The 16388-nt window shown below is 44.5% G+C and carries 11 protein-coding genes and 3 pseudogenes; 4 read left to right on the forward strand and 10 right to left on the reverse strand.

Annotated elements, in window-relative coordinates:
• The 5 genes from AB4124_RS16735 to AB4124_RS16755 form a co-directional block, all read right to left on the reverse strand.
• Positions 1–1176 (reverse strand): DUF4317 domain-containing protein, encoded by a 1176-nt coding sequence (locus tag AB4124_RS16735; RefSeq protein WP_441973546.1) that lies wholly within the window; start codon positions 1174–1176, stop codon positions 1–3.
• Positions 1177–1414: 238 nt separating this feature from the next.
• Positions 1415–2224 carry an AAA family ATPase gene (locus AB4124_RS16740; protein WP_441973547.1) on the reverse strand — a complete coding sequence of 270 codons (810 nt, stop codon included), beginning with the start codon at positions 2222–2224 and terminating at the stop codon, positions 1415–1417.
• Between the two features lie 14 nt (positions 2225–2238).
• Complete coding sequence (locus tag AB4124_RS16745; protein ID WP_441973548.1) at positions 2239–5613, reverse strand: HEAT repeat domain-containing protein; 3375 nt, start codon at positions 5611–5613, stop codon at positions 2239–2241.
• Positions 5614–5806: 193 nt separating this feature from the next.
• A complete protein-coding gene (locus AB4124_RS16750) occupies positions 5807–7138 on the reverse strand; it encodes a HAMP domain-containing sensor histidine kinase (RefSeq protein ID WP_441973549.1) in 1332 nt (443 codons plus the stop codon).
• Complete coding sequence (locus AB4124_RS16755; protein WP_098742072.1) at positions 7131–7823, reverse strand: response regulator transcription factor; 693 nt, start codon at positions 7821–7823, stop codon at positions 7131–7133. The genes AB4124_RS16750 and AB4124_RS16755 overlap by 8 nt, the downstream gene beginning before the upstream one ends.
• Before the next feature lie 158 nt (positions 7824–7981).
• Between AB4124_RS16755 and AB4124_RS16760 the strand changes: the two genes are divergently transcribed.
• Positions 7982–8749, forward strand: coding sequence for a TVP38/TMEM64 family protein (locus AB4124_RS16760; RefSeq protein WP_076325508.1), 768 nt, complete (start codon positions 7982–7984; stop codon positions 8747–8749).
• A gap of 102 nt (positions 8750–8851) precedes the next feature.
• On the opposite strand, the gene AB4124_RS16765 is transcribed toward AB4124_RS16760, so the two are convergent.
• Positions 8852–10012 (reverse strand): cobalamin-independent methionine synthase II family protein, encoded by a 1161-nt coding sequence (locus AB4124_RS16765; protein ID WP_441973550.1) that lies wholly within the window; start codon positions 10010–10012, stop codon positions 8852–8854.
• Between the two features lie 715 nt (positions 10013–10727).
• On the opposite strand from AB4124_RS16765, the pseudogene AB4124_RS16770 reads away from it, so the two are divergent.
• Positions 10728–11126, forward strand: a pseudogene (locus tag AB4124_RS16770) (IS1595 family transposase); the annotation flags it as partial.
• A gap of 57 nt (positions 11127–11183) precedes the next feature.
• Here AB4124_RS16770 and AB4124_RS16775 read toward each other — a convergent pair.
• Entirely contained in the window at positions 11184–11729 is a 546-nt protein-coding gene (locus tag AB4124_RS16775; RefSeq protein WP_076325512.1) for a GNAT family N-acetyltransferase, read from the reverse strand.
• Between the two features lie 179 nt (positions 11730–11908).
• A complete protein-coding gene (locus AB4124_RS16780) occupies positions 11909–12145 on the reverse strand; it encodes a hypothetical protein (protein ID WP_441973551.1) in 237 nt (78 codons plus the stop codon).
• 40 nt (positions 12146–12185) lie between these two features.
• Between AB4124_RS16780 and AB4124_RS16785 the strand changes: the two genes are divergently transcribed.
• Both AB4124_RS16785 and AB4124_RS16790 read left to right on the forward strand, forming a co-directional pair.
• Complete coding sequence (locus AB4124_RS16785; protein ID WP_441973552.1) at positions 12186–13112, forward strand: hypothetical protein; 927 nt, start codon at positions 12186–12188, stop codon at positions 13110–13112.
• Between the two features lie 433 nt (positions 13113–13545).
• Positions 13546–13784 (forward strand): annotated as a pseudogene (locus AB4124_RS16790) (DNA cytosine methyltransferase); the annotation flags it as partial.
• Positions 13785–14243: 459 nt separating this feature from the next.
• Here AB4124_RS16790 and AB4124_RS16795 read toward each other — a convergent pair.
• Both AB4124_RS16795 and AB4124_RS16800 read right to left on the reverse strand, forming a co-directional pair.
• Positions 14244–14402 (reverse strand): annotated as a pseudogene (locus AB4124_RS16795) (tRNA-dihydrouridine synthase); the annotation flags it as partial.
• Positions 14403–14586: 184 nt separating this feature from the next.
• The gene (locus tag AB4124_RS16800; RefSeq protein WP_441973553.1) at positions 14587–16239 is read right to left on the reverse strand and encodes an FAD-dependent monooxygenase; all 1653 of its coding nucleotides are present in this window, start codon (positions 16237–16239) and stop codon (positions 14587–14589) included.
• Positions 16240–16388: the final 149 nt, after the last annotated feature.

The following is a 16388-nucleotide window of genomic DNA, read 5'->3' on the forward strand; positions in this document are numbered from 1 at the left end:
CTATAAAAGCGTCTCTGAAGCTAGCGTAAACCCTTCAATCGCGACATCTTCATCGACTTCAATCATGATGCAGCGTTTACCTTGGAAATTCACCTGTTTTACATACCTTAAATCCTGCGGGCTAACCGAAATCGTAGCTACCTTGGTTTCGATCTTAATGGATTTGGAAGTATACTTCGGCATGACGCTGGTTGCTTTCATTTCATAGTTCTTGTTGTCCACGATGGTTTCAAATGCCCGCTCCACCTTCTCGGTCGTCACGTCCTCTACGCCGCTTGCGTTCAGTACGCGCTCCAGATCTTTATAATCCAGCTTTGGAGGCTCTTCCTCCTTCGTCTCTTCGTTAATTTCGATCACCCGGTTGATTTCCTCGTACACCTGGGCAATGGTCGCTGAATCGAGCTGTTCGCCGGCCACTTCCTTGACGATATCTTCGAAGATCGCTCGCTCTTCAAGTGCCGTCACGGATCTTTCTCCGTTCAAGACCTGTTCGACAAAATGCGGATCCGGAAAATTCGATTTTCCCGTACAATACAAAATACGATTCACATCGGAATAATTGTCCGTCACGCTAGGGTACAGGAATCCTTGCTCCGGCGTACTTAACTTGATAATCGGATCTACAATGACATTGTACTTGAACTCCCTCTCCACATAATCGAACAAGAGCGTCTTCCTTTGTTTCTCCGTAGAATTCACACTGCATAAAATAAACGGATGGGCGAACACCTCGTTCTTCTCGCTCTCTTCCGCTTCATCGTTTCTCGCCTTGGTCGGCATATAATACTGTCCCCGAACGAACGTGACCACCATATCCCGCTCATATTGGGCATCCTTCAGCATTCGATCCACCAGCATCAGCATCAAGTCCTGCCATTCTTCCGGATCACCCGACACGAGAGCTTGGTGAAGCATGACCTGCGCCGGTTCCTCCGCTGCTTCCTGAAACCTCAATTCGAACAATTTTTGATCCAGTTCGCCGGTCAGCAGTTTTTTGAAATTCCCCATGTATAACTCTTGCTTCTCTCGATCCACCAGTTCGAATGGCAGGCGCTCCCAGTGATAGATTTCATTCGTTTCCTTCGTAATATAGACATTGAGAATATCGTAAATATTCATTAAATCGTGATCCAGCTTAAATTGCTTGCGTATATTGGCGACTTCTTTTTTGTTCATATCGGATTCGGCAGCTCCTTAGATATATTCTAGCTTATATAGTATAAATTATTGGAACGTAAATTGGTAAGCGATCTTGCAGCTTGCATTGCTGTGCCTAAGGTCCATTCTCCTGTGCACCTGATCCTCTATTGTTGCATATTTGCATACCCGAGTCGAGGACATTTCCTTGTGGGAACCCATACCAAAAAGAGATATCCTTACTCAAAGGATACCTCTTCTGGATACTCGAACCTATTCATTCAAACAACCTTTGATGTTTATGAAAAAACCGGTAAAAGAATTGTACATTGTCGAGTTCAAACCATTCTGCCGTTTGCAAAATCTTGGCATCGAGATTGTAGATCTTCGCATGAAGCGTACCCAGAACAAAGGGAGAATGCGTAGCAATAATGAATTGACAGTCAAAATAACGCGCCAGATCGTTCATTTGCTCGGCCAGCTTGATTTGATTCGCCGGAGAAAGCGACGTTTCCGGTTCATCCAATAAATACAGTTGCCCGGGAAGCAAATATTCCTCAAAAAACTGCATCGACGTCTCCCCGTTCGAATACTTCTCCTGAGCGAATTGAATGATATCCATCTTCTTTTTGAACTCATACGACTGCTCCAGCTCTTCTACCTCGGCCTTGCTCTTCCCCTGAACGAACTGCTCATGCAGCAGCCCTTCGCGAAGCACGCTTTCCTGCTGTATTTTCTTGATTTCATACAACAGATCCTCTGACTTGATGTACCGGCTCCCGTCGGGAAGCTTGTATATGGGACGCTCCTGATCATCATGCCCGAGTTGAAAGCTGCTTTCCTCGATAAACCGCTGCGCGTACATGTTGTGATTATAGCTTGTCATTCGCTCAGCGCCCGCGATACCCAATTTATTGGCGATTAGATTCAGCAAGGTGGATTTGCCGGAGCCATTACTGCCGTATAATACCGTGATTCGATCAAACAGCAGAACTTCCCCTGCCATGTGCCTGAACACATGATCGGGATATATATTCGGGTTGCTGGAAATGGAAGAAGAGAGTTTAAAGTTAGTTAAATATAGCATCGCCCTCGCTCACCTCATTCAAGCACGGTCCAAATATCCAGTGCCGCCAAACGAATCGCCGCATGCTCATGATTCCGGTACGCTCTTAAACGGTCGGTACAAGCCTGGTTCCACAAAAGGTACGTTCCCGCAACATTCAGCAAAGAAAGCCCGATATATTGGGCCGCAAATGGCTGCCGATCTCTCAAATGGTCCACCAGATCCAGAATCGACTCCGGTCTCCAATACGCCTGACTGGCATTGGCTGCCAGAGCGATCTGTCTGTAGGCGTAATCCAACAGATGCGGATGCGTCTCCACCATTTGAATCACAGGGTCCAAATGCAAGGCAGCCTGATCCGCCTGTTTCCATTCAACCATCGCTAAATATAACTTGATCACGGCTTGTTTCAGGGTTTCTTTGGATTTAAGAGCATCGACCATGCCCGTATATAAAGGAACGAGTACCCCTCTTGCATTTGGAGGTAATGAGATCAGCTTATCAACCAATGCCACCAGACGCTGCCGCTCTGGAAGGTCCCTCTCCGGGGCAGCATTCCATTCAACCTTCGTCTCCGTGTTAGCCAATTGTGTGCAAACGCCGATGACCCGATCGTTCACCTTCCCATCACGACAAGCCACAATGAGCGTATCCATCGCCGCCTTCCATCTGGCGTTATACTCCAAGTCAAGAATCGCTCGGCCGGCGGAAGCCGCTACCTTATCCTCGCTTCCATTCACCCAACGGCTCATGGCTTGGAAAGCCTCTCTTGCCACAACGGGATCGGTATGCCCTGCAATCTCGATAATCAATTGCAAATACTTTGGCCGAGCCTCCACCGGAAGTCCGCCAGCATACTGGTTAAGCAGGCTTCTTGCGATATCACGCTGCGGGGAAGCTGCCATGGCACTCATCAGGGTCCAGCTGCGTTCATCATCGAGCCATTGTCTGGCAGCGTGACCTATGGAGATCATCACGTCTTTGTGTACATTCGGTTTCTCGTATTCACGGATGAGAAGCTCCATGCTCTCACTGCTTTTATAAGCTCCAAGCAGGCGGATTGCTTCTTTTCTGACCGTGATTTTCAATTTCTCCCGATTCAGCAGGTCCGACAGCATGGACGTCAACAAGACCGGGCTCACCCTGCGCAAACATCTGGGGATCGAGTACATGGCGACCCGAGCACGGTCTCCATCCAGGTTGCCCAGCAATACAGGAAGTGCCTTCTCCGGCTCTTCCCATAACGAATATGCGTAAAGCGCTGCCTCGACGACATGCACTTCCTCATCCTGCAGCAGGACCTCCAGTTGATCGGAGCCATAATCCGGCATGACGGCCAAGCTCCGCATCGCCGCCGCGCGTTCATGGAAACTTCGTTTGGCATCCAATGCCACTCGTTCCAGAAGGGAGGCTAATGCCTTTTGCTGACGCGGCAGCCACCGGTGAAACCCATTATGGGCGGGCACAACATAAATCGTTTTTCCCGATAAATGCTTACCATTGATGATCTTCCCCGAGATGAACGGGGTAAGCCACTCCTGACGCTTGAGATGCAGATGCGTAAATACGTCGTGGAATGAGATGAAGGATGGGTCTCTGTCCAGCAGTTCTCTAACCCTCCCATCCCGGGTTCCATACGGTGCCAGCCAATAATGGACCGCCTGCGGCGATACCGTTTTCGCCTTCAACAGTTCCTCCAGCAGAAGCTGAAGCTTCGGCAATCGATCCACGGCTTTTCCGAACAAATCAGCCATACGCAGAACCACACTTACGTTTTCGCGCTTGTTCGCTTCTACACCAAAGGCATAAATCTCATCGAACAACGCTTCCAGTGCAGAACTTGGTATGCTATCCCAATCCATCGAGAAGAGCGCAAACTGACCGTCCCGCATCGTCAATCTTCCAAACGTTCTCAAAGCGAACTTGAACAGCTCGCCCTTCGGCTCCAATGCATGTTCACGCAGTATGGCAAAAGCCAGTTTCTCCGTGGCGGACCTTGTCCCGTACGAAGTGTCCCTGGCTTCAACCACGCTATCCACCAGCACAGTCAGATCGTTCACATGCTCATCCTTAAACATGGGAGCAGGACAGTTTGAGAGCTCGACCATCACTTGCCAGCGCACCGGATCCTGGTCGTTCTTGATTCGAGTCAGGAAGCGCAGCGTCTCATCCATTCCGCTTCGGGATAGAGCTGTACTCCGAACGAGGTGGGCATAGGCCGCAGCACGCTCATCGCTATTAGACACCTGGACGGCTTGCTCCAGCTTCTCCCTGGCGTTAACAATGAAACGGCGTGCCGTCGTTTCGAGCATGTCATCCTGATGATCACGAATGTCACGAAGCTCCAGCATGCGGGCAGCTTCCTTGTCACGCAGTCGGTGCGGCAGTACATCCAGCAGCGGCATAGGGAAAATGCGCGTCTTCCGCTCGTCTTCCTTATAAGCGGCATCAAACATCGCTTCGCGATAAGACGGCGCAAGGGTATCCAGCACCTTGGCTAGATGCTCGGGCTGATCTGCGAGCAAGGTAGTCAGCGTGGTCCACTGCGCTGTGGTGAACCATTTTCTCTTCTTCAACACACCTGTCGGAACGCCGTGATTCAAAAGATATTCCCGAGTCTCTTCACGTGTCAGAAGCTCGAATACGTCCTCAGGACTGGCCTGAATCAGAATGCCCAATTGCTGCTTGAGTACAGGATGAATCATATCCGTCGGCCCAAGCGTAAGCGCACATTCCAACACGATTGCCGGTCTTGTAACACTCAATACTTCAATCGCCGATGAGAGCGTCCACCATATAGTGACCTTTTCCCGATGCGTTGCGTTCTGCAAAGCATTCTTGAAATACGCTGCAACCAGATCGGGATAGTGCTTCGTTAGGAGCCGCCAATTCTGCAGGGCATACCCCAGCTCCGGAAGCCTGCTGCGAACCGTCTCTTCGCTGCACACGGCCAATAATAAGGACGCTTCTTGTGCCCCCCACCGGTCAAGCACGAGCGGCAGCAGACGTTCCGCCCAATCCTGACGATATGTATTCAAGATGCTCCGCAGCAATTGGCGGCGGCAATGATACGACATCAGAGCGATTTCGGATTCAATCGAAAAGTCCGGATCTGTCACCACTTCTGGCAGTAATCCAGCTGCCCGGCCCCTAACTCCTGCCTTAGAATGCTCCAGGGCAAGTAAAACGGCATGAGCATCATGCACTACGTCGGCACCGGTCAAAGCCAGATGCGCCTCATAGGCGGTGCCGCTTTCGAGCAAAGATATGAGCAGCGCGGAATAATCCGCTTCTCCTTTATGCTGGCGCCCCAGAAGCGCCATCCGCTTCATCCTGTCCGAATAACCCAGCGAATCCAGCTCCATGAGCAATTGCTCTTTTTTCATCAGATCATGGTTATATGTCAACATTTCCTCTCCCCTCATGTCCTTATAACTGATTATAATTTCTACGTAACCGATTTACACAAGCTCTCCTGGAAGTATATAACTTCTTGTTTGTTCGTGCTATGGCCACAGCCGGGGGATAGTTGGATGGTCATGAAAGTGAGATGAATCAACTCCATACTGTATGGAAGTGTGCCTCATCTGCATTCCCGCTGCTCTACCCCGCTTTATTTAAGATGATTGGCAGCGTGATTTGTAGCGAAAAGATATCTTTTTCCTGAGATACCGTCAACGTTCCGTTGTGCTGCTGTATCATTTTCTGACAACTAACGAGCCCGATTTCGTTGCTATCTTTCTTTTTGTCGACATGTTTAATCTTATTCTCTACAACAAGAAAGACCCATTGCTGCTTCAAGTAGACCCTGATCTGAACGGGCTCTGATGGATCGGCGTATTTTCGAATATTTGAAAATATGTTATCGAATACACGGCGAATGGCGACCAGATTGATTTCCAGCAGAAATTTCTCGTGATTAGAATTGGCCTGAATCTGAACATCGATATCATCCAAAACGACCAGTTGTTCATCAATGAGTTGATCGATAAGCGCTCTGCCCTCATAGATTTCAAATTCCACTTCCTCTTCTTCCGCAGCAGAGGATACCGTAAAATATTCGAATAGTTTGTCCGACAGTGCCTTGATCTGATAAGCTTTCTCCCTACTGTTATGAATATACTGCAATAAATCCTCCTGCGTCTTATATTTGTTGAGTTCTATAATGTCCATATATCCCAACAGAATCGTAAGCGGGGTACGGAGGTCATGGGAAATTGCCGTGATCAATTCACGATTGGCTATCCTCACCCTCTCCTCGCTGCCGAGTCGCTCAATAAATGATTTTCTCATCTCATCAATACTTTGGGCCAAAGACGACAGTTCATCCTTTCCCGATATCGTAATCGAATAATCCAAATTTCCACCTTCGAGTATCTTAATCTCTTGTTCAAGCCTGCCAATATATGATGTTTTCCTGTTAATAATGAGTAGAAAGGAAACAATGAACACAACAGCCGCGACGAAAACACCAATAATCAGAATGAGGGTATAATATTGATACTCATAAAAGCCGACCAGATATATCTGGGCATCCTGATCCGCGAAACTAATCGTCTTGATGGGTATTTTCGATGGTACCAATTGGGTTAAAAGCTCTTCATTGATGGCAGAATCAATCCCGGTATTGGAGGAATAGATCAATTTATCTTTTGCAAAAATATACAGATTTAAGTATCGTTCCTCACTTACCCATGCGGACAATCGCTCATGATCAGAGGTTGACACGTTCTGGCTATTCACAAATGTTTCGAATCGATCAAGCGCATCTTGCTGCCTGTTCTCTACAAAAGTGGATTTGCTTAAGTAATTATCCAGTACTGTCTCACCAACAACTTGTAAAACAACGAGTGTACTTATGGATAGGACTGAAGAAATCATAACCGCCAGCACCAATTTGATCTTCAGCTTTTTCCCCATTAGCAATCTATTCAATTTTGTACCCCTTCCCCCAAACGGTCTTCACATATTTAGGGTTCTGTGGGTCGTCCTCCAGCTTGCTTCTCAAATTGCGAATGTGAACCATAACCGTGTTATTGCACGTATAAAAGTAGGGCTGCCCCCAGACACTCTCATATATGTTTTCCGCCGAAAATACCTTTCGCCGTTTCTTCGCTAGCAACAACAAGATCTGGTATTCAATTTCGGTTAAAGCCACTTCCTTCTCCCCAACAAAAACAGTCTTGGAATCCTGATGGACCGTAAGATCCTCCATGATGATTTGGTCCGCTTCTTCCCTCTTCTCCTTGCCACGATACACATAATACCTTCGAAGCAATGCCTTTACCCTTGCAACGAGTTCTGTATAGGAAAAGGGTTTGGACAAAAAATCATCACTCCCGGAGGAGAAGGCCAATTGTTTGTCCGAATCCTGCGTTTTAGCTGTGAGAAACAGGATCGGAGCACTTGTTTTTTCACGAATCTCCAGACACGCCTTCAGCCCCGATTTATTCGGCATCATCATATCCAAGATAATGAGATCCGTCTCTTCATTCACTTTATCAATTGCGTCCTGACCATCTACCGCTTCAATGACTTCATAATTCTCGCTCTCTAACAAAATCTTTACAATTTCACGAATCTCACTGTTATCGTCAGCAATTAAAATTTGCTTGCTCATCCGATCCCTCCGTCCAATTTCAGTATAATATGCGTTAGCAGCCACTACCAGCAGAGACAATCGACTTAAGAATTCTTCAGAAGTTATGTAGGTGACTCTTCATTTTTTCGTTTTATACTGTAATCAGCAAAGGTCATAACGCAAAGGAGTCATCAGCTATGCCACAACTTTCGAGAAAAACAGTTATGAAAATACTGTTGGGTCTGTTAACGATTTTGTCCATTGGTTTACTGGTCTATTATTCTCCTGCCATTATTAAAATCATGTCGTCCATGGACAATTTCAGAGCGTATATTCATTCAACGGGACATTGGGGTCCGGTGATGTTTATTTTATTCCAGATACTTCAGATCGTGGTTGCGCCTATTCCGGGAGAAGTGGTACAGGTTGCAGGCGGATATATCTATGGGGTTACGCTTGGGTCATTCTATACTACAGTAGGCTTGGTATTGGGCTCAGCGATTGCTTTTTATTTCACTCGTTTTATCGGTCGCAATTTTATTGCGCGATTGCTGCAAAAGAAAGACTATAAGTGGATGTCGTTTATTCATAATGAGAAGAAGTTCTCTGCCTTTTTGTTTATCTTTTTCGTGATTCCCGGTTTGCCGAAAGACATGCTCGTATTTGTTGCCGCTCTTACATCCATGAGTTCTTTAAGATTCTTCACGATACTTCTGGTTGGTCGTCTGCCATGGATTATTGCCTCTGCCGCGGTAGGGTCCACAATTCATATGCAACAATACAGCATCGCCATTATCATATCCGTCATTGCCGTTATTGGTTTCGTACTCGGATATATCTATAAAGATAAATTGATGAACTTGTTCTCCAAAGTGGAGAAATCGAAAGGGACAAGTCCTTCTGCCAAACCCAAGGCAATCCCCAGCTTAGCAAAGAGTAGAGATTTGGTAACAAAAAAAGGATAATACAAGATATACAAGAAGACCATTCAAAAAAACACGGCGACCTCTCCCCTGATTGAATTCTGGGAAAAGGTCGCCGTTTATATTAATATCTCGTTTTATTGTCTAGCTACCCCAATATTGCTTCGCAAGCTTCTGGCCTTGATCAATCTTCACCCATTGCTCGGCTTCGCTTAGTTCGTTACCGCCATCGCAGGAGGCAAAACCGCATTGATGCGAGAGCAGCAGACGATCCTTATCAATGATTTTGGATGCTTCGTCAAGCAGACGGATGACGCGTGCTTCATCATCCAGCGTATTTGTTTTGGAAGACAGCAAGCCCAGAACAATCTCCGTTTCCGGTCTGTCCTTGAAAACCTCCAGTGCTTCAATCGAACCCGCACGATCATCATCCCACTCGAGGAAGAAGCGATCATATTTCAACTGCTTCAGGAACAAGTTGGCGATTTTCGCATAAGATCCACCGCCCATGTTGCGGGAATCATAGTTGCCGCGGCAGTTGTGTGTCCACATTTTCAAGCCGAGGCTATGACCGAAGTCAATCACGGTATTGTTAATATCAATAAATTCGGTGGCGAGACCCTGTACTTCCGCTTGATTAATATGCTCTCCTGTAAACGGAGAGTTCGGGTTGTCGTCTGCAAACAGCTCCCACAAGCAATCATCGAATTGCAGGATTTTGCCGCCTGCCGCAGCGAGTTCCTCCACGAATTCTTTATACGCGCTCACAAGGCCCGCTTTGAGCTCCTGTTTGTTCTGATAAACAGCATCCGTGCCGCCAATGTTATCCGACCAGGAAAGTTCACCGAAGATATGGGAAGGAGATGGTACGCAAAGTTTCGTTTGCTGATCGCCAGCCGTATCTTGGAGCTGTATGAACAGTTTAATGAAGTGATGATTCTTTCCGCTCAGTTTGCCAGTAATGCGCAATCCAATATCTTTGCGTGTTTCATATTTCGAGGTTCCGTCCACATCCCGGAAAAAGTAGCCATGGTCCGCGATATAACGCTCAACTCCGCCAAAGCCCCATACAAAATCCAGATGCCACATCGATTTGGAGAATTCACCGTCCGTAATAACCGACAGGTTATGCTCGATTTCCTTTTTCACGACCTGTTTGATCGCCTCTGTCTCGCACTCGGCATACCCTTCGAAATTTTCATAAAAAGGATACTGGATATCATCACGATGTTCAATTTGCGTTTTATATTTCAGCAGCTCTTCAGGCCGCAACAAACTTCCTACGATCTGGAACTTATCAGTCATGTCAATAACCCCCTCGTTGTATACGATGATCATATCACGACGAGCGGGGTTAGAAGACATACCAAAAGAACATAACTAGTTATAGCTAAAAGCTATAGCAAGAATGACGGCTGAGATTACTATGGATACTGAATTAGACTAGGAAATCGTACAGGAAGACGTTGGTGATGCGAAAGAATTGGATACTATACTGTCATACTTGGGCGACGCTGATCGCTATCTTAGAAAAAGGTAACGAAACTCGGTGGGCAACAAAGTATCGTGGGCCCTCGCCATTCACCGGCAAGAAGATCAACCGGGAAGCATGCGAGGTGCCAGAAATCAAGGAAGCATTAGCGCGGCACGGGTAAAGGCGAGAATGAAACGCACGGCTGCATGAATGCGGCATATGACCGAGGCGTACCTCTTTTTTGCCTTTTTTACTTAGTAAATCAGTTTTACAGTCAAAATTAAGGTAGGTTTGAATATATAAGTTGTGGGGAGTTTGGGATTATCGATAGTTTCTTTTAGGCAGGTCAGGAGTGATGCCTTGACAACTCTTGCAGCAGCTTTAAGTATTGAGAAGTACCATCCTTTTGCAGATACAGCTAACGATAATTCTTATCTATGATTTCGACTGAAATATATGGTAGCTTAGAGATATGAATATAATGGTAGGAGGTTTATATGGTGCGTGTTACAGCATTACTAGGAGCGGGTGCAAGTGTGGACATAGAAGGCTGGAAATGGTCGTGTAAAAGCAGAAGAAATTGACGCAGTTATCGGAAGCTATATTGACCCGTCTTCTTTGTTATGCACAGATACAGCCACGAACTACAAGAAATTCGCCCAAATCAAGGCACTTAAACACGAGCCGATAAACCTAAGCAAAGAGGGGTATGTCAAAAAGGGCATCTACCATTTGCAAAACGTCAATAACTATCATAAACGTTTAAAAGGCTGGATGGATGGGTTCCAAGGAGTGGCTACAAAGTACTCGGATAATTATCTTTACTGGTTCAGCTTCCTTCAGCAAAGTAAGAAGTTGGCTGAAAAGGAGCAGATAAACCAAATGCTCCTCAATGCTTGCCAAAATTCAAATAGCATTACCGTCAATTTCTTACGTGAGGTATAAAAAAACAGCCATTCCTATGTTGGAACGACTGTATTACTTATTCCGCTAAAGCCCCCGTTACTTGAATAACTTATACCAGTATAAAGTGGTTTCAATATTAGGATTATATGACTGCTTTAGTGTGTCAACTCCACCTAGTATGAATCCTTGTTTCACATAAAATCTGCATGCACCAAGATTATCATCTTGTGCTTCCAAGGACATTCCTATAAGTTTTCTTTGTTTTGCCCACTCTTCTGCTTTATTTAAGAGCAACTTTCCGACTCCACTGCCTCTATAATCTTTTTTAGTAGCAATGTTTTCAATATAACAGAAGCGATTCCAATCCTTAATTATTCTAATTTGTCCTATGCAAGTATTATTCATATAAGCTAAAAACAAAGTTTTATCCTCTCGGTTTATATATTGGCTCCAATCAAGTTTGTCATCTGGAAAACGTGTTTCTCTAGTTTCATCAAAAAGAACTTCTTTATAAGACCACCTTCCTGATTGTAAACTGGGGACAACTCTACCATATAACTTAAAATAATCATTTGTCATATTGATATCCTCTATTAAGTCATTATTTAATGGAGAAATAATGAGTTTACTTTCACTACCCAATATTACACACTTCCTTTTATGATGATCTTATTCAACATTGCTGCCCGTTAGCTGAATAAGCCTCTCTTTATATAATACCATAAAAAGTAAATTATTCCTTGTTATAATTAAAGCAACAATCTTTACGAAAAGAGCCTTTCATTAAGAAACAGCAGGGATCCATCATTAATAGGTGGGTATTAAATAGGATCAATTAATTTTAAAGTTGGTTTTTTAAAAAAATTATAGTGGTAGTGAATATAGTAATCCTTATTCTCTTCTATTAAATTTGACAACAATTTAGTAGTGGTGTCTACTGCAATCTCTTCTTCGCCACTGTAGTTCCTAACAATTATCTTTTCATCTTTTACTTCTAGTACAGTGACATGTTCTGTCACCAGTACATCAGTGGTTTCTTGAATAATGTAGTAACTCACAAAACCGACACATACGACAATAAGAGGGATGATAAACCATATGACTCTCATTTTTTTTCATTTTTTTCCTCCATTTGTTGATATTTTTGTTGCATCAAATGATCAATTAGGTGCTATTGAACCAAAAAATGAAATAAAAGTAAATAACTTTTCGGTATTTAAATACCAAGATGGTCGTATTCAGGGGATTGATGCACCAGAGAAACTAACCGATCCCCAAAAAACCAATATTCTAAAACTTATGAATTTTAATGAACAAGAGATCGAAAAAATGGACACTCAGTTTAAAGATCTTCTTCTAAAAGATGGCGGAATAAAAGTAGATACTGTTACTACTGACAAAGTACACATCTACACGGATTTAAATGGTAAGGATCACATTGTTACAGATAAGAATCGAGAAGAAATAAACAAACTCAGGCAAGAAGAATTAAAGAAAAGTAACGGAGAGGTATCTCCGTTAGGCGTTAATGATGGTATTTATTCCGGTTACGGGACTTCTGTTTACAAAGGTAAAACCTCTAATGGTGTAGAATACATCTATACTTATCATAATAGATTCTATTTTAATGAGAGACCAAACTATACTTATGTAGATACAATTGGGCATTCTTGGCAGACTAATGCTACTCCCAAAAATTCAACTGGTGAATACTATGTTCAAAACTTAGCTTTAAGAAGTGATTTTGGATTCAAAAGTATCGATCAGTCCTCCTTGACAGGAACTAAAGCTGAAGTTGATCTTCGTGCTCTTACTGGCCAACATATTGGAACGCTAACTACAGAAGTTAGAATTCCAGTATCTGACCAAGGGAAGACAGCTGCATTTGCAAGTGCTTATGCACATGCACATACTAATAATTTGATTAATATGGCCTTAGGTGTAGCCGGTATTAATTTTGGTTCACAACCAGGAGATAAATGGGGCTGGCGAGATAGTTTCAAAATAGGTCCCCCTGCTCCTTAATTTTTCAATTCAATCCAATGAATTATAGTGTGAAATCTCACCCGTATAAATGATAGTAACAGACTGGATTTTTTCCAGTCTGTTTATTTATTTGTCAATGTCGCTTATAGACGTAATAAATCAACACTCTCTCATTTCGAAACAGACTGATAGTTGCAGTTGTTTGAAGTAAGTGAATCGAAATGGTTCTGTAGTAGACGACGATGGGTGAAGAATGGAAAACCTTCCTGATGTCGAAATGTATTATCGGAGATATAGGAGGGGGTGTAATGCAATATTTAACACATCAAGCAGTATTCGGTGATCCTTATTATGATGAAAGAATCTATTTCGTAGTTTTTGCGTACCCGAGTTTGATGAATCGAATTTCGATGGTAAATGTCCGCGTTGTGGGTTCGTCTTTGCAGGCGGGGTCGTCATGAAAAGGCCGTCCATGGGACTGGTGTTCAGCTGCCTTGCATGCGGTGGTGGATCCACTGTGGATATAAGCGAGCAGGTTATCGCATGTTAGGGAATGTAGAGATTGACCCACAAATGATGCGGGTATACCGCAAGAACCACAATCCTCCGTTCCCGTTCCTGATGCCGATTCAGGAATTGAAAGGAATGGCGAATAGTGAACTGCCGGCGGAATTGTTCGATCTGGACATATTGGACGGATCGACGCCTTGCAGAAAAAAATACTGCACGACTGGATGCTCTCTACTACGGTAAAATTGCTCCAAATGCTGTTTCAATTTTCTCCAGGACATAGGTTTCTCCTTGTTCGATATCCATAACCATCCTTTTAGGTGGCTTATCTATATCCATCGTACAATAACGAGCACTTATACTCTATCATGGAAAGAATAAGTATCAAATTTGAGAACAAATAAGGTAATGTATGCTGTTGACGGGGTTTCTGTTCAATAAGTCACTCTCTACCAGTATTTCTGCTAATCATTCTTCTCTGCTGTTTCAAAAAGAAAAAACACAGCCAATTCGGCCATGTTCTTCAAACATGTTATTTGTTCTCATGGAGCACCTGCTCCACTCAACAAATACATTGCTATGCTAGAGAAATTTGCCCAAGCTTGAGTAGTCACTCTCAAAAAGCCTTGCCACTCGCTGTTGTTTCTCCAGACTGTCCATTTAATTTCCGTGTTCATCTACCTCATCATGATCCTTGCTTCCAAATTCATCGAGCAGCGCATGTACTTCACTTGTTGACTTTGCGTTCATTAAGTTATTTCTCAATTCACTTGCCCCACGAAATCCACGGACATAGATTTTGAAGAAGCGGGCAAGGGGCCACACCATATTGATCAGCGAGCTGGAGGCCGGTCTGACGGTCAGGAATCATCAACTTGTACGGATTAGGTTTCTCAGGATGGTCGTCCGTGCAATGATGACCTTATCAACAATGCTTTTAAATGGCATATTTCTGCTCGTAAGTCGGAGGGATTACTTGACGCTTTACTTTCCCAGTTTATTCTTACAGGCTCTTTTCTTTGCCGAGAAGTTGAGCAAATACCTCTTCCAATGTTAGGGTCGGTTGCTCGATTTGATCATCGCAACGCCAACACACAAAACCGTCTGGGCGAACGAGAACAACGCTTTTTTCCGTGGCTTGATAAGCATTCTGCCAGCCAAGATCTTTATCAATGAAATCTCCATTCTGCCCTACGCTATAGGTATTGATTTTGACACCAAACTTCCCAGATACGTGTTTCGCCGCATCCTTCCATCCCTCAGCTTTTTCCCCTGCAAACAATACAAATCCTAAACCTAACAAGTCAAGCGTGGAACGTTCTCTACCTTGATATTCGCCCCAGATATGAGGGGTCCGTGTACCTGGTTGCCCCTTTAGTTCGAAATGTTTGAGCGATGAAGAAGCGGCATCCTGTTCAAGGATGGCTTTGGATTCGTAATGATAGCCAACCGATACAATCAGATCATCAAACGGCGATGTTCTCTTCTCCGTCTGTTTTTTCATGGCCGAAAATACACCTGTGTCGGCGACTCGCCCAGCTTCAGATACGGTCATTAGGGCAACGGGACGGCGTTCAGCCTCATACGTTTTCAACAGTTCAGGGCCTGCCACTTTATTAACGACCGCAGCTAATTTCCATGCTAAGTTATGAGCGTCTTGTACCCCCGTATTGGCTCCATATCCTCCTGTCGGCGGCATGAGGTGAACGGCATCCCCAATTAAAAAGACGCGATCCTGCTGAAATTGCTCAGCGACCCTTTCCGCTGCTTCCCAGGGCAGCACACTCAATATTTTCACTTGGAGATCTGGTAAATCAATCGCCTTTTGAATGATTTCTTTGCATCGTTCTTCTGTAAAATTAGCGGCAGTCTCACCGCCTTCAAAATCATAAGAAACGTGATAGCACCAGCGGTCACGGTTATTAATTGCAAGCAACACGCCTTCCGCCCCAGTACGTGTGATGTTGCATGCACTGAATTCGCGTCCCTTTACAAAATGCTCGAGATCAGCTTCAAAATAAATATTAATGATATGACCGTGCGAATTCATTTCCGTCATCTTGATGTTCACCATTTGACGAAGCGGGCTCTTGGCACCATCAGCAGCAATCATATAGTCTGCCACGATGGTTTCTTCAACACCCGTTGTACGATTGAGAACGGTCGCCTTGACATGGTCTTCATTTTGTTCTAAAGCAGTCAATTCTGTATGAAAACGAAGGTCCCCCCCACGTTCGCGCGCTGCTTCAAGCAAAATGGGCTCAACCACATTCTGTATAGCACGAACGCTGGAAGCAGGACTTATCTTTTTAAGTGTAGCAAAATACGATTTCACAGACTCTGGCAGTATTTTCGGGATATCCATTTTTTCCGGATCAAGCTCTGCCTCTCTTAATGTATGGGCCGTGTACCATCCTTTTCCTTTGGCCAATTGCGCACCGACCTCATCGATTGCTTCGTCCAACCCCACTTCCCGATATAACTCCATTGTCCGAAAGTTTAAGCCTCGCGCCCTTGGGTGAATGTTCGTTTTCTGATGACGTTCAATGAGTACATAGGGTACGCTATGCCGCGACAAGAATAACGCTGCAGAAAGGCCGGCCAATCCCCCTCCGACAATCAATACAGGAACATTAGTGATTTTTTTAGACATCATATCCCATCAATCCTTTCTGTCTTATTCGCTCCAAATGTTTTGACTAAACCATGTGCTCCTATCGCCACCAAATCTTCGCCCCCTTAACAGTGTTACATTGCATTTTTTACTATAACGGTGTTAAGGAGTGGTGTCAATAGATTACGCAA

Source organism: Paenibacillus sp. 2KB_20, assembly GCF_052115765.1.
Taxonomy (GTDB): domain Bacteria; phylum Bacillota; class Bacilli; order Paenibacillales; family Paenibacillaceae; genus Paenibacillus_AQ.